A 19,741-nucleotide genomic window follows, 5' to 3' on the forward strand; every position below is an offset into this window, starting at 1 on the left:
CTTCGACCTGCGCGAGCAGGGTATCGAACAGCGCGAGTTCCACCGGCTTCACCAGATGCGCGTGAAAACCGGCCTCGCGCGTCCGGTCGCGATCGCTTGCATGGCCGAAGCCCGTCATCGCGGCGTACATCGTCGCGGCAAGCTCGGGCATTTGACGCAAGGCCGCGAGCGTCGCATACCCATCCATCTTCGGCATTGCAATGTCGATCACGGCAAGATGCGGCACGAAACGAGGCGCGATCTGCAGCGCCTGCTCGCCCTCGTACGCGATGCGCACTTCGTGACCTTTCAGTTCGAGCAGCATCGCCAGACTGTCGGCTGAGTCGCGGTTGTCGTCGACCAGCAGAATTCGCAGCGGCGTCACCTCGGACGCGGCCGCGTTCGCTTCGTTGGCCGGCGCGTCGGACGGCGCGGTGGCGAGCGGCAGACTCAGCGTGAACGTGCTGCCGCAGCCCGGCCCGCCGCTGCTCGCGATGATGCTGCCGCCGTGCATGTCGACGAGTGATTTGCACAGCGTGAGACCGATGCCGAGGCCGCCTTCGCCTGAATTCTGGCAGTCCTTTTCCTGTGCGAACAATTCGAAGATCCTGTCGAGCGAGCCGAGCGGAATGCCGCATCCCAGGTCGCGCACTTCGAGCACTGCCATGCGCTGCTCGACGCGGCCCCCGATGTCGATACGGCTGCCAGGCGGCGAGAATTTCGACGCGTTGTGCAGCAGGTTTTGCAGCACCTGCACGAGTCGCGTCATGTCGCCGCGCAGCGACACCGATTCGTACGGCAGATGCGCTATCACCTGTTGCTCGTGCGCATCGGTGAACGGCCGCGCCGCTTCGACCGCGCGCGTCACCAGTTCGCCCAGATCGACGCGCGCAAGACGCAGTTCGACCTTGTTCGACATGATCCGGCCGACATCGAGCAGATCGTCCACCAGCCGCGTCAGGTGCGTAACCTGCCGGTCGATCAGATCGCGCGCACGCAGCAGCGTGGGAGTCAGCCCGGTCTCGAGTTGCATCACGCCGACGGCGTTGCGCACCGGGGCAAGCGGATTGCGCAATTCGTGCGCGAGGGTCGCGAGAAACTCGCGCATGCGCTCCCCGGAGCGCTCCAGTTCTTCGCGCTGACGCCGTTCGGTCAGATCGCGCGTGACCTTGGCGAAACCGCGCAAACGGTTCGATTCATCGTAAACCGCCGTGATGTTGACGTTGGCCCAGAAGGTCGTGCCGTCCTTGCGCACGCGCCAGCCTTCGTCTTCGACGCGACCGAGCTGCCGTGCGATGGTCAGTTCGCGCGCGGGCTTGCCCGCCGCCGCATCCTCCGGCAAATAGAACAGCGAGAAATGCTTGCCGATGATTTCCTCGCGCGTATAGCCCTTGATGCGCGCGGCGCCCGTGTTCCAGCTCACCACATAGCCTTGCGGGTCGAGCATGAAGATCGCGTAGTCCTTGACATTGTCGACCAGCAGACGGAAGCGCTCCTCGCTTTGCCGCAACGCTTCCATGTACTCGCGTTGCGCGGTCAGGTCGCGCGTGATCTTCGCGAAGCCCGTGAGGATCCCCGCCTCGTTGCGGATCGCCGTAATCACGACGTTCGACCAGAAAGTGGTGCCGTCCTTGCGCACGCGCCAGCCTTCGTCCTCGAAGCGCCCGGTCAGCGACGCCTGTTGCAGCTCGTAGGCCGGCCAGCCGCGCGTCACGGCTTCCTCGGTATAGAAACGCGAGAAGTGCTGACCGATGATCTCCTGCGCCACGTAGCCCTTCAATTTCTGCGCGCCTACGTTCCAGCTGACGATGTGCCCGGTGGCATCGAGCAGGAAGATCGCGTAGTCCTCGATGGCCTGCACGAGCATCCAGTAATCGAGGCCGACGGCCGTTGCGGCCGGGTCCCGGTCGGGCTTGCCGGTGTCGAGGGGGGAACGCATATCAAGCTGAGTCATGGCGCAAAAGTATAGGGGAATTCCGGTCAAAGGATACACCGCGCACGGCGCGCGGCTGGGCTCATGGTTTCACCCGATGAGCGTGTGCGCCACTAACGCACGGGCGCGTCGCGGCATCGGCGGGACGCGTGGCTGCCGGGTCCCGTGATTGCTACCTGTGCCGTGGCGATGACCAGACCGGTTGCCGGACCGGCGACCTCCCGGCATCGCCTCATCACAACGAACAGGAGCCCCAATGAAACGAGTCTTTGCCACCCTCGCCTGCGCCACGGCGCTCGCCCTCGCCCACATCCCCGCGCACGCCGAAGGCTGCACCAAAGGCGCGGTCGTGGGCGGCGTCGCCGGTCACGTTGCAGGAGATCACGGCGTCGCAGGAGCGGCCGCCGGCTGCGCGATCGGCCACCATGAAGCGAAGAAAAAAGACAAGGCCGCGAGCGCGGCGGCCGCCGCCAGTCAGCCCGAGGGGAAGTAAGGCCTGCCTCGCATCAACCTGATCGGCGGGGAAGAAAGCGTCTGTCGTGACGTGTCGATCACGGCAGACTCCCTTTGCCTGTGCTCACTGCGCTTAACCGCGCGCGCCGTCAATCCGGCGACCGCCCGCCTAGCTGAGCGCGCCGAGCTTTTCGGCCAGCTTCGCGTCGTAGCTGGAATGCACGTGCACGCGCTTTTTCTCGGGATACGCGTACGCATACGCCTTGCGCAGCGCCAGCGACGCCTCGTGAAAGCCCGACAGAATCAGCTTCTGCTTGTTCGGATAGTTGGCGAGGTCGCCGGCCGCGAAGATGCCCGGCCGCGAGCTTTCGTAGTTGGACGTATCGACGTCGATACGCCCGCCGTGAATCGTCAGCCCCCACTGCGCGATCGGGCCGAGATCGGCAACCAGGCCGTACAGCGCGACGAGGTGGTCGGCCTCGAGTTGCGTCTCGCCTTCGATATGCCGCAACGTCAACGATTTCAGCGCATCGCCCTCGACCGTGAGCCCCGCGATCGCGCCGACGATGAAGTCCATTTCGCCCGCCTCCACCGCGCGCCGCATCATCGCGACGCTCGAATCGGCCGCGCTGAAACCGCTGCGCCGGTGCACCAGCGTCACGCGCCGCGCGACCTCGCGCAAGGCGAGCGCCCAGTCGAGCGCCGAGTCGCCGCCGCCCGCCACCACCACGTTCTTGCCCGCGAAATCGGCGAGGCGCGGCACGCTGTAATGCACGTGACGCGACTCCAGCGGCACGGCCTCGGGCAGCGCCAGTTTTTGCGGCACGAACGCGCCATTGCCCGCCGCCAGCAGAATCGCGGCGGCGTCGAAGACGAGCCCACCATTCGTGCGCACGGTCCAGCGTCCGTCGTCGCGTTGCTCGACCGACTCGACCCGCTGCTCGAGATGGATCGGCGGATCGAACGGCTTGCATTGCGCCATCAACCGCTCGACCAGTTCGCGCGCGGTGCACGATGGAATTGCCGGGATATCGTAGATGGGCTTGTCGGGATAGAGTTCGGTGCACTGGCCGCCGATCTTGTCGAGCGCATCGACGATCTGGCAGGACAGGCCAATCACGCCCGCCTCGAAAGCCGCGAACAGGCCGACGGGTCCGGCGCCGACAATCAGCACGTCGGTGCGCAACGGCGGCGGAAGGGAATCTGCGGCGGACGTCATGGGGGCTCTCTCCGGATAGTCGATGAACCACCATACCGAATCGACCGGGGCCCGGCAACGATGCCATTACAGCGGGTAAGGACGCTCGGCAGGCAGGCGCGGCGCACGCGCGTCAGTCTCAAGTGGTTACCTGAAAATACCCGGAATCGGCTATTTTTAGAATCCAGTCGTCGGACTAAGCTACCTCCATCGCATCACGGAATGCGTCCAACCCGACTCCGGAGTGAACCATGGAACAACGTCTCGACTTCTACAAAGCCAACCCCGCCGCGATCAAGGCGTTGATCGGCGTCGAAGAACGCATCGGCAAATCGGCGCTCGAACAATCGTTGACCCACCTGGTGCGTCTGCGCGCCTCGCAAATCAACGGCTGCGCATATTGCGTCGACATGCACACCACCGATGCCCGCAAGGGCGGCGAAACCGAACGCCGTCTCGCGACCGTGGTGGTGTGGCGCGAAACGCCGTTCTTCACGGATCGCGAACGCGCCGCGCTCGAATGGACCGAGGCGCTGACGCTGGTGTCGCAAGAGCATGTGCCCGACGCCGTGTGGAACGGGGTGCGCCCGCACTTCAGCGACGAGGAACTGGTCGACCTGACGCTGCTGGTGTCGGCGATCAATGCATGGAACCGCTTTGCGATTTCGTTTCGCAAGCTGCCGGGCTGAAGCGGCGGTTGTCTGAACATCGCAGCGTCGCTGCATCTCTGCGACGGCCAGGTTCAGAACGACGGTTCGCGCGGCGCCGCCTCGTTCGAGACCTTGAAGGCCGCGGTCAGTTCGCTCAACTGCCGCGCCTGATCCGCGAGCGAGTTCGCGGTCGCGGCGCTTTCCTCGACCAGCGCCGCATTGTGCTGCGTGACCTCGTCCATCTGCGTGACGGCGAGGCTCACCTGGCGGATACCTTCGCTCTGCTCTTTCGACGCCGCCGCGATCTCGCCGACGATGCGCGCGACACGCCCGATCGCGGCTTCGATTTCCTGCATCGTGCCGCCGGCTTCGTCGACGAGGCCCGCGCCGCTTTCCACGCGCGCGGTCGACTCCGCGATCAGCGAGCCGATCTCCTTCGCGGCCGCCGCCGAGCGTTGCGCGAGGCTGCGCACCTCGCCCGCCACCACCGCGAAACCGCGCCCTTCCTCTCCGGCGCGCGCCGCTTCGACCGCGGCATTCAGCGCGAGGATATTGGTCTGAAACGCGATCCCTTCGATCGCGGTGATGATGCCGGTCATCTTCGACGAACCCGCGTGAATCACCCGCATCGTCTCGACCATGCTGCCGACCGAATCGCGCCCGCGCGCGGCCATCTCCGACGCGCGCGAGGCCAGTTCGCTCGCGTGGTGGGCGTTCTCGGCGTTCAGCTGCACGGTGGACGTGAGCTGTTCCATCGCCGCGGCGGTCTGTTCGAGCGACGCGGCCTGTTCCTCGGTGCGTTGCGACAGATCGAGATTGCCCGCGGCAATCTGTTGCGTCGACGAGGCAATCGAATGCGAGCCGGCACGCACCGTGGTGACAGTCTCGCCGAGCTTGTCCTGCATCGAAGCGACGCCGCGCAGCAGCATCGCCATTTCGTCGTTCGAACGGATCGGCACGCGGGTCGTTAATTCTCCGGCGGCGATTGCATCGAACTGGCGCAGCGCGTCGGTCAGTGGCGTCATGATCGCGCGGCGCAGCAGGCGCCAGCTGATGAACGCCACCGTCAAGCCGACCAGCACGCTGGCGAGGCACGCGAGCAGCAGCGCATGAAAGAGCGCGGCCGAGCGCTCGTTCGCGTCGCTCGCCTGGCGGTTCAGATAGTCTTCCAGCGCGCCCTGGCTCGCGTTCATCGCGGTATAGAGGCCGATCAGCTGATTCGCGCGGCTTTCGTCCATCCAGCTCGCGTCGCCGCTGCGGATCGCCCCGATCAGTCTGTCGATACCGTCGCGCCGCACGGCGGTGCGCTTCGCGTCGAGGTCGTCGGTGAGGCGTTGCAGGCCGGGCGTCTTCGGCAGATCGCGGAAACTGTTCCACCACTTGTCCGACTCGCCGAGCAGCATGCGCGCGCGTTCGAGTTGCGCATCCAGTTGCGGTGAATGCGGATTGCTCATTGCCCAGTCGAGCCCGAAGCGCGCCCGCGACATCGCCGTGCCCGACTTGCCGAGCGCCACTACCGACGCGAAATGGACCGTGTACGCGTCGCGCTGCGCCTGGTTGCTTTCGCTCATGCCGAGAATGCCGAGTGTGCCGGTGGCAATCAGCAGCACGCCGAGAAACGCGATCGTGATCGCAATCCGTAGATTGATGGTCAGGTTTTTGGTCATCGTGGTGGTGGTTCTGGTTGGTCTCGCGCTCTGGCTCATGACGTGCGGCCCCGGCGCACGGGTGAAAAGCGCCCGGTCTCCGGCGCCTTGCCTCATGGCCGATGTCTTTGGTTTGGGGCGGCTTAATGTTCCTTGTATGGAACAATTAACCGTATATGGAAAGTATAGCGATGGACGCTTAAGTGACGAAAATAAATCAGAGACACGCGCGGTAAACGCGCAACAGGCGGTCGCGCGTTTATTTGCCGAATCGAGAAAGGGGTTGCGCAGAACGCAGTACAGAGCTTGCCCGCGTTCTGGACGATCCAGGGCGCCGCGCTGCGGACGTCCCGTTTGGCGAACTGGACGCTTGAGATCGAGAACGTTCAGGGATGAGGCAGCGTTGTCGCACGCGGAAGCAGAACCGAACCGCCCCCGCCGGTTTATCACGGGAGCGCGCCCGCCCCCGTCGTCATTCGCCGATCCACGACCCGCGCAGATCGCTGTCGTGCAGCAATTGCAGCAGCGTGCCGGCCCGGCGGCTGAGCCGTTTTGCCGCGAGCGCGATGAACTCCACCGACGGCAAGGCCGGCAGACCGGCCGCATTCAGCGGCGGCGCCAGTCCCCTTGCGGCCAGGTACTGCGGACGCACCGTGATGCCGAGTCCGCCGCGCGCGGCGGCGATACAACCCGAGTGGCTGCTGCTCGTGCAGACCACCTGCCAGCTGAAGCCCGCCTCGGCGAGCGCGTCGAGCACGACCGCGCGCGTCACGCTCGGCTCGGCGACGAGGATCAGCGGCAACGGCTGGCTCAGATCGACCAGCGTGCCGGCGCGCGCGAGCCACTCCAGCCGCCCGGTGAACAGCGGCACGCCGCGCCGGTCGCCAAGCCGCCGCTTGCCGACCAGCAGATCGATCGACCCCGCGTCGAGCAACTCGTACAGCCTGCCCGTCATGCCGATGGTGATTTCCAGCTCGACATCGGGATGCGCGTCGCGGAACGCCGCCAGCACCGTGGGCAACGGCCCGAGCGCGACGTCGTCCGAGGAGCCGAGGCGCACGCGGCCCTTGAGGCGCGGCGCGCGAAACTGCGACTCGGCCCGCGCGAGCGCCTGCAGGATCACGCTGGCGTGCGCGAGCATCGCCTCGCCGTCCGGCGTCATCGCGAGCGAATGGGTGTCACGCACGAAGAGGCGCCGGCCCACGCTCTCTTCGAGCCGCCGGATGTGTTCACTGACGCTCGACTGCGTCAGGTTCAGCCGCCGCCCCGCTTCGGTAAAGCTATGACAGGCGGCGACGGTCGCGAAGGTCTTGAGCCAGATGGGGTTGAGCATGCGGCATTGTCGCGCTGCTTATCGGCAATGTCGATAACAGTCAGCGTCCCTAGTGGGGTTCCCGATTGACGACGATGTCAATATGATGACGGAATTCCCCGTGATTGCCTCGCGAGAGCGCCCTCAGCCCGCTTCGCCCGTAAACAAAGATGACCAAGGATTCCGCCCACACCGCGCTGCTCTGGATCGTCGCCGCCGGTTTCTTCATGCAGTCGCTCGATACGACGATCGTCAACACGGCGTTGCCGTCGATCGCCAACAGCCTGCACGTCGCGCCCCTCGCGATGCAACCGATCGTCGTCGCCTACACGCTCACCATGGCGATGCTCACGCCCGCCTCCGGCTGGCTCGCCGACCGCTTTGGCACGCGGCGTGTCTACTTCGTCGCGATCCTCGTATTCGTGCTCGGCTCGGTCTGCTGCGCGAGCGCACATACGTTGGGCCAACTGGTGCTCGCGCGGGTGCTGCAAGGTCTCGGCGGCTCGATGCTGCTGCCGATCGGCCGGCTCGCCGTGCTGCGCAGCGTGTCCGGCGAGCAGTACGTGTCCGCGCTCGCGTTCATTTCGATTGCCGGCCAGCTCGGGCCGATCGCGGGACCGACGCTCGGCGGCTGGTTCGTGCAGGCAATCACGTGGCACTGGATTTTCCTCATCAACGTGCCGATCGGCGCGGCCGGTCTGTATGCGGTGCAGCGGTTTTTGCCGTCGCGCGACACCACTCAGGCGCCGCCCTTCGATTTCATCGGCTGCGGTTTGCTGTCGCTGTGCATGATCGCGTTTTCGCTTGCCATCGACGCGCCGGTTCCGTCGCATCGCGCGGCCTGGTCGGCGGGGCTGTTCGCACTCGCCGTCGCCAGCGCGCTCGCCTACATTCCGTACGCCCGCGCGCGGCGCGATCCGCTCTTCAAGCTGTCGCTCTTCGGCGAGCCGAACTTCAGCGTGGGCCTGATCGGCAACCTCGTGTGCCGGGTCGGTTCGAGCGCCGTGCCGTTCCTCGTGCCCTTGCTGTTGCAACTGCAACTGGGCTATTCGCCGCTGCACTCGGGCCTGATGATGCTGCCCGCCGCGCTTGCCGGCACGCTCGCCAAACGCTGGATCGCGCCGCTCGTGCGCCGCTACGGTTACGACACGTTCCTGCTGGTCAATACCATCATTGTCGGGTCGGCGATCGTCGGGTTCGCGCTGATCTCGCGCGGCACGCCGCTCGTGATCGAAATTGCGATTCTGGCCGTGTTCGGCGCGGCCAACTCGATGCAGTTCGCCGCGATGAACAGCGTCACGCTCAAGGACCTCTCGCACGAAGACGCGGGCAGCGGCAACAGCCTCTTTTCGATGGTGCAGATGCTGGCGATCGGGCTGGGCGTGTCGATCGGCGGCGGGCTGGTGAATCTGTTTTCGGCGCAATCCGGCTCGGGCGCGCTGGGGTTTCGCCTCGCCTTCGTGTGCGTCGGTGTGATTACGCTGCTGTCGGCGTGGGTGTTCCGTCATCTCGACGATCCGTCCGGCACGCGCGTCGTGCGGGGACAGGCGGCGCAGAGCGCCGGGCGTTGAGGCGTTTTCTGTCCTCTGTCCCGTTCTTCCTGTTCGCCTGCCGGCTCCTGCCGGCCTTTTGCCGATCGCCGTCGGTTCACCCAAACGTGGCGCATGCCGCCGCCACGGGCCGGGCCGCCGCACTGCTAGCCCCTCCGTCCTCCGGGCGCTAAACGGACGGATACCCGCAAGAGCATCGCGCGCCCGAACTACGTGCTCCTGCACGGCGATGACACGTTGCGCTCCCTGTTGCCGCGCAAATATGCCCATCGCATAGCGAGAAACGCATCCCGTCGCGTTTCGGGTTGCGCTCGCGCCAAATCGACGGCGGCAGCACGACTGACGCCATAGCGCGGCCATCCTTGCATTCATGACGCGCACTCATCGATTGGGGCGGACAAGCCTTACCCCCCGCCCGAGCGCATGAATTCAAAGAGAATTTCGCGTTAGCATGTCGTCCATTAGTCATAACAAAAGGAATTCACATGCCATTTGACGAGCGCATGCTGAACGGCATGGGGGTGCTCACGGCGATCGTCGATTGCGGCAGTTTTGCGGCGGCCGGCGAAGCGCTCGACATGTCGCAATCCGGGGTTAGCCGCTCGGTCGCGCGGCTCGAAGCGCGCTTGGGCATCCGCCTGTTTGACCGCACCACGCGCTCGGTCATGCTGACCGACGAAGGCCGACGCTTCTATGAACAGATCGTGCCGTTGCTCGGCGGCCTCGAAGAAGCGGCGGCTTCCGCCGCTCAAGGCGCGAGCGCCGTACGCGGACGCCTGCGCGTGAACCTGGACCCGTTCTTTTCGCGCCTCGTGCTCGGACCGCGCCTGGGCAGCTTTATCGACAGGCATCCCGATCTGCAACTCGAACTGATCACGTCCGACCAGTTGGGCGATATGGTCGCCGACGGTTTCGATCTGGCGATCCGCTTCGGCGATCCGCCGGTGTCGACGCTGGTCGCTCGCAAGCTCCTGGACACGCGCATTCTGACGGTGGCGGCGCCGTCGTATCTTAAAAAACATGGACATCCGGCAAGCCCGTCCGAACTCGAAAGCAGCCAGCATGTATGCATGAAGTTTCGCGATCCGCTGAGCGGCTATCCGTTCGCCTGGGAGTTTCGTCGCGGCCGCAAGAAGCTCGTGATTACGCCGCAAGGCCGCCTGACCGTGAACGACGTTGGCACATTGCATAGCGTGTGCACGGCGGGCCAAGGCGTCGCACAGATTCTGTCGCTCGGCGCGGAGTCGTTGCTCGCGAGCGGCAAGCTGGTGGAGCTGTTTCCCGAATGGGGCGACGAGGTGTATCCGCTGTATGCGCTCTATCCGTCGCGGCATCATCCGCCGGCCAAGGTACGGGCGTTTGTCGAGTTCATCGTTTCGCTGACGGGCGGCGCACCGCGCGACGCGGCTGCATAGAGCCACCGTGCGGGATCGGGCCTGCGCCTTGCTGCAGCAAAGCTGTCTTCCACCCAGGAGAGCGGCAATGAGCGACACCAAGGAACATGCAGCGGGCAAACCGGCCGACATCGAGCACCCGCAACCGGTCAAGCACAGCGACAACGAAAAGAGCAAGCTGCCCGAACGCCGCGACGAGGGCCGCGACCAGTCTCCCGCGGATCGTCCCGGCAAGAAGCCCGGCGAGGGCGAGCCGTCGGTCGGTTAAAAGTAAGCCCATTTTTCCAAGCGGCTTTGCTGTAGTTCGGCAGCGAAGCCGCGTAAATTTTTCCCTTTCACCGCCTTTCGGAAGGCAAACATTTCTTCCTGGTTTTTACCGAATATTTTTTTGGCGTGATGGACTATTTTGCTGCTTGCAGCGATACGCGCATCACGCGAACCGGCTGCCGCCCCTTAATCCATAAAAAAAGGCGACGCCCATGTCCATCTCCCCGGCTTCTCCCCGTCTTGCCAAGGTCTCGATCTGTCTGCCGACCTGCAATCGCCCTGAGCTGATCGCCAACTGCATCGATTCGTGCCTCGGGCAGAGCTACGGCAATCTGGAAATCGTGATCGGCGACGATTCGAAGGACACCCGTACCCAGCAACTGATCGCGGCCCGCTATGGCGAGGAGCCGCGCGTGCGCTACACCCTGAATCAGCCGCCGCTCGGCCAGGCGCGCAACGTCGCGAGCCTGTTCGAGCGCGCGAGCGGCGACAAGATCCTGCTGATTCACGATGACGATCTGCTCACCACCGACGGCGTCGAAAAACTCGTGTCGCTGTGGACACGCCATCCACAACTCGACGCCGCTTTCGGCGACCAGTACGAAGCCGACCACGGCGGCGCCGTTGACGTCGACGCGAGCGCGCGGCTGAACGCGGCGTTCCGGCGCACACAGGACGCCGAAGGCTTGCAGCCGCTGCCGGGCAGAACCGGTCTGATCCAGATGTTCCCGAACAACGGCTGGATGGCCGACGCCCGTCTCGTGAAGCGGATCGGCTACAAGCATCAGTACGGCATGTGCTGCGATTTCGTGTTCGGCACCGAGCTCTGTCTCGCGGCGCGCGAGGTGTTCTATCTGCACGACTATGTGTCGGTGTATCGCAAGACCGCGACCTCGATCTCGCACAGCACGCGCGGCACTACGATCGCCGCGACGGTCAGCGCGTATGCGTTCGTCAAGGCGTTGCAACTGCCGCCACAACTGGAGCCGTCGCGCAAGCTCGCGCTGCGGCGTCTGGCGCCGATCGTCGTGTCGGTTCATGCGCGCAACCGCCAGGCGGCGTGCGGTCTGAAGATCGCGCTCGCCCATCTGTACACGTACAACTATGGGCTCAGCGCGCGCTTCTACTATCACCTGCTGATGCTTGCACGCGCGTCGCTGAGCGCGCGGCAACAGGCCGTTGCAGCGGCTGCGGTGGCCGCCGTGGCTGCCGCGCCCGCGGTGGCCGCCGATCCGGCGGCCGTGGTCAAGGAACTCGTCAATGAGCTCGTGACGGATCGATCCGAACCGGTGTGATGCGCGGTGCGCTGGAGCTGACATGGCAATGGCACATCGGTTGGCATCGGTTGGCATCGGTTGGCATCGGTTGGCATCGGTTGCGCATCGGCCGCGCGTCGCCGCGGTCATCAGCGCATCTCCTGCTAAGCATCCTCTGCTTAGCAAACGCGTATTTGTTGCTTGGTCCGGCGCACGATGCTGATTACGATGAACTCGAACCGTCATCAGCCCGGAGGTGATTTGCCATGTCGGACAGTGCCTGTTTCAAGCCTCGCGTGATCGAACCGGTGGTCGTCGATCAGCCGGAAGGATTGGGGCTTGCGGTGGAGTTGTGGCTCGCGCAGCCCGTCGACGGGATCGCGGGCCGCGCGCTGCAGATCCATTTGCGCAGCGGCGCGAAGATGGCGCAGGCGGAGGCGCTGCGCGATCTGTTGCATGCATGGGGCACGGCGATCGTCGTGAGTTGAGCGTCGTCTGGCGCTTTGTTCAGGCAATAAAAATGGCGGCCGGGTCGCCCCGTGCCGCCGCTCTTCAACCGCTCACTCCGTGCGCGGCCCCTGGCATTCCGTGGATGCTCAAGGTTCGTGACGCAAGTACCCTTCCGTCGACGGATCGCGCATGCGCAGCGCCACGATGCCGGCGATCGCGCACATGACCGTGACGTACCAGAAGAACATTGTCTCGACACCGATCGACTTCAGCCACAACGCCACGTATTCCGCAGAGCCGCCGAAGATCGCGTTGGCCACTGCGTACGACAGGCCCACGCCGAGCGCGCGCACTTCCGGCGGAAACATTTCCGCCTTGATCAGGCCGCTGATCGATGTATAGAAGCTGACGATAGCGAGCGCCAGCACGACGAAGCCGAACGCCGCATACGGGCTCGTCACGTCTTTGAGCGCATGCAGCAGCGGCACGGTGCCGATCGTGGCGAAGAGGCCAAACAGCAGCATCGAACGACGCCGGCCAATGCGGTCCGACAGCGCGCCGAACGCCGGCTGCATCAGCATGTAGACGAACAGCGCCGCGGTCATCACCGAGCTCGCCGTTTTCGTTTGCATGCCCGCCGTGTTGACGAGGTACTTCTGCATGTAGGTCGTGAAGGTGTAGAAAATCAGCGAGCCCCCGGCCGTGAAGCCAAGCACCGTCATGAACGCTCCCTTGTGCATCCACAGGCCGCGCAGCGTGCCCGCTTCCTTGCGCTGACGCGTTGCGGCGGTGGTGGTTTCGTCGAGCGATTTACGCAGATACAGCGCGATCAATGCGGCGATCGCGCCGATCACGAACGGCACGCGCCAGCCCCACGCCTTGATTTCCGCAGGCGACAGCACCTGTTGCAGGATCACGATCACCAGCAACGCGCACAACTGACCGCCGATCAGCGTCACATACTGGAACGAAGCGAAGAAACCGCGCCGGCCCTTGAGCGCGACCTCACTCATGTAGGTCGCACTGGTGCCGTATTCGCCGCCCACCGACAGGCCCTGGAACAGCCGCGCGACCAGCAGCAGCGTCGGCGCCAGTGCGCCGATCTGCGCGTACGTGGGCAGCATCGCGATCACGAGCGAGCCGCCGCACATCATGAACACCGATATCATCATCGCGGTGCGGCGGCCGTGTTTGTCGGCGAGACGGCCGAAGAACCAGCCGCCTATCGGACGCATCAAAAAGCCCGCTGCGAACACGCCCGCCGTGTTGAGCAATTGGGTGGTGGTGTTGCCGCTCGGGAAGAAGGCCGGCGCGAAATACAGCGCGGTGAACGAATAGACGTAAAAGTCGAACCATTCGACGAGATTGCCCGATGAAGCGCCAACGATCGCGAAGATGCGGCGCCGTGTGTCGTGAGCCGAGGCCACGGATTGGTCGGTTAGGTCGGTCATTGCTGGTGTCTGTCCTTGTCTTGAAACGAAGATGGCGGTCGTGTCGCCGCCTTCACAACGTGCGCCGCGAAGTGCTCGCCGCGCACGTGCGCGAATTTTACAGAATTGCAAGGGGTAGATGGGTATTTGTAGTCAATCTTCCGAGGAGTTCGTCATATGGCCGGGCGAGTGCGCCAGCGCGCCGCTCGTCAGCCCCTCGAATGAGAAAAGCCCCCGGCAGTCTGGCGACTGTCAGGGGCCTCGGAGCAAACATCGAACGGCGTTTCGACCGGCCGTCAATCCCGCTATTTCATACTCTTACAATGGGCGGCACATACCGGCACTCGTAGCGCTTGCGCACGGTGCCGTTCTCGTCGACGCTTTCGAGAAACACGTCGAACTGCCACAAGCGCGCCATGTGCTTGAGCACCTCGTCGCTATCGGACGACAGATGCCGGTTGTCGCTCATAAAGTGTCGCAGCGTAAGGCTCCGGTCGCCACGTGTGTTGACCGCCCACACCTGGATGTTCGGCTCCCGGTGATGCATGTCGTACTGCCGCGACAACGCCTGGCGCACGTACTGATAGCCGCTGTCGTCATGAATTGCCGACACTTCGAGCGCATCGCGCATGTCGTCGTCGAGCACCGAGAACAGCCGCATTTCGCGGATCAGATGCGGCGACAGATACTGCGCGACGAAACTTTCGTCCTTGAAGTTGCGCATCGCATAGTGCATCGCCTGCAGCCACGGACTGCCGGCCAGTTCCGGGAACCACCTGCGGTCTTCTTCGGTAGGCGTTTCGCAGATACGGCGGATGTCGCTCATCATCGAAAAGCCGAGCGCATACGGATTGATGCCGCTGTAGTATGGCTTCGTCACCGGCGGCTGATAGACCACATTGCTGTGCGAATGGAGAAATTCCATCATGAAGCCATCTTCCAGCTTGCCCTGGTTGTACATCGTGTTGAGCAACGTGTAGTGCCAGAAGGTCGCCCAGCCTTCGTTCATCACCTGGGTCTGCCGTTGCGGATAGAAGTACTGACCGACCTTGCGCACGATGCGGATCACCTCGCGCTCCCACGGCTCCAGCAGCGGCGCGTTTTTCTCCGCGAAATACAGCAGGTTTTCCTGCGGCTCCGGCGGATAACGCTCCTCGATTTCCTCCGGCAGCGGCGTATGGCGCGTGGGCAGCGTGCGCCACAGTTCGTTGACCTGCGATTGCAGATAGGCTTCGCGTTCGCGGCGCGCGGCAAACTCCTTTTGCAGCGACAGCTTCTGCGGACGCTTGTAGCGATCCACGCCATAGTTCATCAACGCATGACACGAATCGAGCAGCTCCTCGACGCGGTCGAGCCCGAAGCGCTCCTCACACTCGGCGATGTAGTTCTTCGCGTAGACGAGGTAGTCGATGATCGCATGCGCATCCGTCCACAGCTTGAACAGATAGTTGCCCTTGAAGAACGAGTTGTGCCCATAGGCCGCGTGCGCGATGACGAGCGCCTGCATCGTCATCGTGTTCTCCTCCATCAGATACGCGATGCAGGGGTTCGAATTGATGACGATCTCATACGCCAGCCCCATCTGCCCGCGACGGTAGCTTTTTTCGGTGGAGAGAAAGTGTTTGCCGAACGACCAGTGACGGTAGTTCACCGGCATACCGACGGACGCGTACGCATCCATCATCTGTTCGGCGCTGATGAGTTCGAGCTGGATCGGATACACGTCGAGTTCATATTGCTCCGCAACACGGGCAATATGCGAGTCGTACTCTTCGATCAATTCGAAGGTCCAGTCGGACGGGCACGGCAGAGGCCGTCTATCGGCTACGTTCATACGGACTTCCCTTTGCCCATCAGTGGGCGTTCCGGTGTGTCCCCGTGCTGCGGCGCTGTCGACTGCTCCGGCCGCGGCGGCGCCAGCATGGTCCGCCCCGGCCTCGGCATGCCCCGACTGTCGCTGCGGCACGCCTTTCCCGCGCTCGGGCTGATAGCCGCGCGCTTCGTTGCGCAGATGCTTGTCCGTCATGAGGACGCCACCTGCTTTTCAAACAGCTCGCGAAACACCGGATAAATGTCGGCCGCGGTTTCGACCTTCTTCATCGCCATGTGCGGCTGGCTCAGCGCCAGCTGCGCATATTCGAGCCACAGGTTCTGCTCTTCCGGTGTGACCTGAATATACGCAAAATAGCGCACCTTCTCCAGGATGTCATCCGCGAGTATCTTGCGGCACTTGGGCGAGTCGTCGGTCCAGTTGTCGCCGTCCGATGCCTGCGCCCCGTAAATGTTCCATTCAGTCGGCGAATAACGCTCGTCCATCACCTTCTGCATCAATTCGAGCGCGCTCGACACCACCGTGCCGCCGCTTTCGGTCGAATGGAAGAAGGTGTCTTCGTCGACTTCCTCGGCGCGCGTGTGGTGACGGATGAAGACCACTTCGATCTTCTCGTAGTTACGCTTGAGGAACAGATACAGCAGGATGAAGAAGCGCTTGGCGAGGTCCTTACGCTGTTCGTCCATCGAACCGGACACATCCATCAGACAGAACATCACCGCCTGGCTCGACGGCGTGGGCTGCTTCACGCGGTTCACGTAGCGCAGATCGAACGGATCGATGAAGGGGATCCGCCAGATGCGCCCGCGCAGATGATGGATTTCCTCTTCGAGCAGTTTGATCTCGTCGCGGCGATCCGCGGGATCTGACTTCATCGCCTCGAGTTGCCGCTCCATTTCGTGCAGCTGGTTGACGAGCGGCGCTCCGAGCGCGATGCGCCGGCCAAGCGCACTGCGCAACGAACGGACCACGTCGATGTTGTTCGGCGTGCCTTCGGCGGCCCAGCCTGCGCGGATGCTCTTCCACGTGGGCACGGCCATCAGATGGGTTTTGACGAGACGCGGCAGTTCGAGGTCGTCGAAGAAGTACTGCATGAATTCTTCGCGACTCAGTTCGAACACGAAGTCGTCCTGACCTTCGCCTTCGTTGCTGGCCTGATTGCCTCCCCCTCCGCCGCCGCCCCCTTGCGGGCGCTGGATCTTGTCGCCGCGGATGTAGTCCGAGTTGCCCGGATGCACCATCTCGCGCTTGCCGCCAGGACCGTGGCGGAACGAAGGCTCCGCGATGTCCTTGCGCGGGATCGTGATGCTCTGCGTGTTCTGGATGTCTTTGATGCTACGGTCGCGCACCGCTTCCGACACGGCGCGACGAATGTAGTTTTTGACGCGACGCAAAAAACGCTCGCGATTTGCAATGCTCTTGTTCTTGCCAGCCAACCTGCGGTCGATGATTTGATGAAGCACGCCCGGTCTCCCTGTCGATCGGAGCTAGCGCTTTGGCGCTGACTCCGCTCCGATGCAGCGCACGTCGACGGAGTCGGCGCTTTAGCCGTCGACCAGAGTTTTGCGCGTTAGCGCGTCGTTCCGGTCACCTGCAAAGCACTTGCTCCAATCCCACGCAGCCACTGTAATTTCCCGTGCGCGAGACACACGCCGCCTGGTGCAGCGTCAGCAACGCTATGTCCATGCAGCTTGCGCCTCGCAGGGTGCCCGCGCAGCAGGACCGCGCGGGCGGCACGTCACGCCCGTCATGACGACTTGCGCACGCGCAGATACCAGTCACACAGCAAGCGCACCTGCTTCGGTGTATAGCCCTTCGTCACCATCCGATTGACGAAGTCTTCGTGCTTGCGTTGCTCTTCCGCCGAGCCCTTCGCGTTGAACGAGATCACCGGCAGCAGTTCTTCCGTGTTCGAGAACATCTTCTTTTCAATCACGACGCGCAACTTCTCGTAGCTGATCCATGCGGGATTCTTCCCCGCGTTGGCAGCACGCGCACGCAGCACGAAGTTCACGATCTCGTTGCGGAAGTCCTTCGGGTTGCTGATGCCCGCCGGTTTCTCGATCTTCTCCAGTTCGGCATTCAGCGCCGCGCGGTCGAAACTTTCGCCGGTGTCGTGGTCGCGGAACTCCTGATCCTGAATCCAGAAGTCCGCGTACGTCACATAGCGATCGAAGATGTTTTGACCATACTCGGAATACGACTCCAGATACGCGGTCTGAATCTCCTTGCCGATGAACTCCGCATAGCGCGACGCCAGCACGTCCTTGATGAACGACAGATACTTCTGCTCGGTTTCAGGCGGGAACTGCTCGCGTTCGATCTGCTGTTCGAGCACGTACATCAGGTGCACCGGATTCGCCGCGACCTCGGTCGAGTCGAAGTTGAACACGCGCGACAGGATCTTGAACGCGAAGCGGGTCGACACGCCGGTCATCCCTTCATCGACGCCCGCGAAGTCGCGGTACTCCTGATACGACTTGGCCTTCGGATCGGTGTCCTTGAGATTCTCGCCGTCATAGACCTGCATCTTCGAAAACAGGCTGGAATTCTCCGGCTCCTGCAAACGCGTGAGCACCGACATCTGCGCCATCATCTTCAACGTGCCCGGCGCGCACACGGCATTGGCCAGCGACGAATTACGCAACAGCTTCTCGTAGATCTTGATCTCTTCACCATAGCGCAGGCAGTACGGCACCTTCACGACGAAGATCCGGTCAAGCAGGGCTTCGTTGTTGCGGTTGTTGCGGAACGCCTTCCATTCCGATTCGTTCGAGTGCGCAAGGATCACGCCGTCAAACGGAATCGCGCCGAAGCCTTCCGTGCCCTTGAAGTTGCCCTCCTGGGTCGCCGTGAGCAGCGGGTGCAGGACCTTGATCGGCGCCTTGAACATTTCGACGAACTCGAGCAGGCCCTGATTGGCGAGACACAGGCCACCGGAGTAGCTGTATGCGTCCGCGTCGTCCTGCGCATACTGTTCGAGCTTGCGGATGTCGACCTTGCCGACCAGTGACGAGATGTCCTGATTGTTCTCGTCGCCCGGCTCGGTCTTGGCAATACCGATCTGGCGAAGAATCGACGGGTAGCGGCGCACCACGCGGAACTTGCGGATGTCGCCGTTATATTCGTGCAGGCGCTTCACCGCCCACGGACTGAGGATGCTTTTCAGGTAGCGGCGTGGAATGCCGTATTGTTCTTCGAGAATCGGGCCGTCTTCCTCATAGTCGAACAGACCAAGCGGCGACTCGTTCACGGGAGAGCCCTTGATCGCGTAAAACGGCACGCGTTCCATGAGCTGTTTGAGACGTTCCGCGATCGACGATTTACCGCCGCCGACCGGGCCCAACAGATACAGAATCTGCTTCTTTTCTTCGAGCCCCTGGGCCGAGTGCCGGAAGTAGGCGACCACCTGCTCGATCACCTCTTCCATTCCGTAGAACTCACGGAATGCGGGGTATACCTTGATGACCTTGTTCGCGAAGATGCGCGACAAGCGCGGATCGTTGCGAGTGTCGATCTGTTCCGGTTCTCCGATTGCCGTCAACATGCGTTCGCCAGCCGTGGCGTACGCGGCGGGATTGTCTTTGCAGAGCGCGAGATACTCCTCGAGCGAGAGCTCATCTTCTCGCGTTTTCTCGAAGCGGGTCGCGAAACTGCTGTAGATATCCATGCTACCTCCTCGCCGAAGTCTAGACCGATGTCGTGCGCGGCGCGCTATTCGGAAACGACATCGCTCGAATTCATCCTAAACCCTTTTAAATTTTTTTTCACGAACTACGTTGCGAAAATCGCGCCGTACCCGCCTCCCAACATTCATCACTTGGAAACCCAGTTTCGACCACCTACAATCTTGCTCTCACATCGCAGCAATTCTGACCTCATGTGACGCGTCTGCTGCACCCCTCTTGATGGTCATGCGTCGGCCTTCCGGTCCACCACTTCTGCTCAGTGCTCCTGCACGACTCCACTTCATCGTCGTGGGAGTACGATCTCGCTGCTGCATCGGACGGGCTGTCTGCGCACGCACAGTTTCTTACTGAACGCGCAGACGTCATGCGTTTTTCATGCCCGGTCGATTTTTTCATTCAACGCGCGGCACGTGCATCCGGTCGACACGCGCACGCGACTGTTACATGTGCGTTCATTCATCGTCAGGCGGTTCGTCAACGCGCGACACTCTTTGGTTCCGCTCCATCAAACGGAGGACACGATGAATCCTTGCGCGAGCGACGAGCCGCTCGCCGTCCGGCTTAACCGCGACGCGCGCTGGGTTGCCGCGTGCCTGCCTGTATCACGACAACGCCACGGATTCTTTTGATAGGTGTATACGGCGAAGCCGCTCGCGCAGATGCGCCCAGAAAGAAAACGGCCGCCCCTGGCAGCCGTTTGAAT

The 19,741-nt window shown here is 63.1% G+C and carries 15 protein-coding genes; 7 read left to right on the forward strand and 8 right to left on the reverse strand.

Going from position 1 to position 19,741, the window contains the following annotated elements; all coding sequences use genetic code 11:
- A partial coding sequence (locus tag CIC12_RS06615) for a hybrid sensor histidine kinase/response regulator (RefSeq protein WP_168663302.1) occupies positions 1–1,933 on the reverse strand: 1,933 nt, incomplete at its 3' end.
- Positions 1,934–2,168: 235 nt separating this feature from the next.
- Between CIC12_RS06615 and CIC12_RS06620 the strand changes: the two genes are divergently transcribed.
- Positions 2,169–2,405 (forward strand): hypothetical protein, encoded by a 237-nt coding sequence (locus CIC12_RS06620; protein WP_168663304.1) that lies wholly within the window; start codon positions 2,169–2,171, stop codon positions 2,403–2,405.
- A gap of 129 nt (positions 2,406–2,534) precedes the next feature.
- On the opposite strand, the gene CIC12_RS06625 is transcribed toward CIC12_RS06620, so the two are convergent.
- Complete coding sequence (locus tag CIC12_RS06625; RefSeq protein ID WP_168663306.1) at positions 2,535–3,584, reverse strand: NAD(P)/FAD-dependent oxidoreductase; 1,050 nt, start codon at positions 3,582–3,584, stop codon at positions 2,535–2,537.
- 230 nt (positions 3,585–3,814) lie between these two features.
- Here CIC12_RS06625 and CIC12_RS06630 point away from each other — a divergent pair, with 230 nt between their 5' ends.
- Positions 3,815–4,252 carry a carboxymuconolactone decarboxylase family protein gene (locus CIC12_RS06630; protein WP_168663308.1) on the forward strand — a complete coding sequence of 146 codons (438 nt, stop codon included), beginning with the start codon at positions 3,815–3,817 and terminating at the stop codon, positions 4,250–4,252.
- 53 nt (positions 4,253–4,305) lie between these two features.
- On the opposite strand, the gene CIC12_RS06635 is transcribed toward CIC12_RS06630, so the two are convergent.
- Together CIC12_RS06635 and CIC12_RS06640 are read right to left on the reverse strand one after the other, a co-directional pair.
- The gene (locus CIC12_RS06635) at positions 4,306–5,880 is read right to left on the reverse strand and encodes a methyl-accepting chemotaxis protein (RefSeq protein WP_168663310.1); all 1,575 of its coding nucleotides are present in this window, start codon (positions 5,878–5,880) and stop codon (positions 4,306–4,308) included.
- Positions 5,881–6,331: 451 nt separating this feature from the next.
- Positions 6,332–7,192: a LysR family transcriptional regulator gene (locus tag CIC12_RS06640; protein ID WP_168663312.1), complete on the reverse strand. Its 861-nt coding sequence runs from the start codon at positions 7,190–7,192 to the stop codon at positions 6,332–6,334.
- Between the two features lie 149 nt (positions 7,193–7,341).
- Here CIC12_RS06640 and CIC12_RS06645 point away from each other — a divergent pair, with 149 nt between their 5' ends.
- The 5 genes from CIC12_RS06645 to CIC12_RS06665 all read left to right on the forward strand — a co-directional run bounded on the left by CIC12_RS06645 (position 7,342) and on the right by CIC12_RS06665 (position 12,126).
- Positions 7,342–8,742, forward strand: a complete 1,401-nt coding sequence (locus CIC12_RS06645; RefSeq protein WP_168663314.1) for a DHA2 family efflux MFS transporter permease subunit — start codon at positions 7,342–7,344, stop codon at positions 8,740–8,742.
- A 464-nt stretch (positions 8,743–9,206) separates the two neighbouring features.
- On the forward strand, positions 9,207–10,136 hold the full coding sequence (locus tag CIC12_RS06650; protein ID WP_168663316.1) for a LysR family transcriptional regulator: 930 nt from the start codon (positions 9,207–9,209) through the stop codon (positions 10,134–10,136).
- Positions 10,137–10,203: 67 nt separating this feature from the next.
- Entirely contained in the window at positions 10,204–10,383 is a 180-nt protein-coding gene (locus tag CIC12_RS06655) for a hypothetical protein (RefSeq protein ID WP_168663318.1), read from the forward strand.
- Positions 10,384–10,594: 211 nt separating this feature from the next.
- Positions 10,595–11,677 (forward strand): glycosyltransferase family 2 protein, encoded by a 1,083-nt coding sequence (locus CIC12_RS06660; protein ID WP_168663320.1) that lies wholly within the window; start codon positions 10,595–10,597, stop codon positions 11,675–11,677.
- Positions 11,678–11,904: 227 nt separating this feature from the next.
- Positions 11,905–12,126, forward strand: a complete 222-nt coding sequence (locus tag CIC12_RS06665) for a hypothetical protein (RefSeq protein WP_168663322.1) — start codon at positions 11,905–11,907, stop codon at positions 12,124–12,126.
- 108 nt (positions 12,127–12,234) lie between these two features.
- Here the strand turns inward: CIC12_RS06665 and CIC12_RS06670 are convergent, their stop codons facing one another.
- The 4 genes from CIC12_RS06670 to CIC12_RS06685 form a co-directional block, all read right to left on the reverse strand.
- Positions 12,235–13,539: an MFS family transporter gene (locus CIC12_RS06670; RefSeq protein WP_168663324.1), complete on the reverse strand. Its 1,305-nt coding sequence runs from the start codon at positions 13,537–13,539 to the stop codon at positions 12,235–12,237.
- 289 nt (positions 13,540–13,828) lie between these two features.
- The gene (locus CIC12_RS06675; protein ID WP_168663326.1) at positions 13,829–15,544 is read right to left on the reverse strand and encodes a SpoVR family protein; all 1,716 of its coding nucleotides are present in this window, start codon (positions 15,542–15,544) and stop codon (positions 13,829–13,831) included.
- Positions 15,541–16,812 (reverse strand): DUF444 family protein, encoded by a 1,272-nt coding sequence (locus CIC12_RS06680; protein WP_168663328.1) that lies wholly within the window; start codon positions 16,810–16,812, stop codon positions 15,541–15,543. The genes CIC12_RS06675 and CIC12_RS06680 overlap by 4 nt, the downstream gene beginning before the upstream one ends.
- Before the next feature lie 284 nt (positions 16,813–17,096).
- Positions 17,097–19,019, reverse strand: coding sequence for a PrkA family serine protein kinase (locus tag CIC12_RS06685; RefSeq protein ID WP_121317935.1), 1,923 nt, complete (start codon positions 19,017–19,019; stop codon positions 17,097–17,099).
- Positions 19,020–19,741: the final 722 nt, after the last annotated feature.

The organism is Paraburkholderia sp. SG-MS1 (assembly GCF_012275575.1).
Taxonomy (GTDB): Bacteria; Pseudomonadota; Gammaproteobacteria; order Burkholderiales; family Burkholderiaceae; genus Paraburkholderia.